We start from the raw sequence: 306 nt of genomic DNA, 5'->3' as shown, positions 1-306 counted from the left end.
GTCCCATCGGGATCACGCACACCGGGCAGCGGGGGCCGTGCACGAGCACGACCTCCCGTGGCAGCTGGTCCTCCAGCCCGTGCTTGTAGATCGTGTGGGTGTGCCCTCCGCACACCTCCATGAACGTGTACCGGCGGCCCGGCTCGCACCGGGCGGCGATGTCAGCGGCCAGCGCCCGAGCCCTGCCCGCGTCGCGGTACTCATCGACGAACCGCACGCGACCCCCTCACGAGATGTCCGACTGGCGCAGCGCGTCCAGTTCGTCGTCGAAGGCCGGGCCCAGCCCCTCCAGGTAGTCCAGCACCG

1 pseudogene is annotated in these 306 nt (G+C 71.2%); it reads right to left on the bottom strand.

The window, feature by feature from the left end:
* Positions 1-217 (bottom strand): annotated as a pseudogene (locus tag HTZ77_RS44980) (hydrogenase formation protein HypD); the annotation flags it as partial.
* Positions 218-306 lie beyond the last annotated feature (89 nt).

This window comes from Nonomuraea montanisoli (genome assembly GCF_013363975.1).
GTDB lineage: Bacteria > Actinomycetota > Actinomycetes > Streptosporangiales > Streptosporangiaceae > Nonomuraea > Nonomuraea montanisoli.
This window is presented reverse-complemented; position numbering and strand designations above follow the sequence as displayed.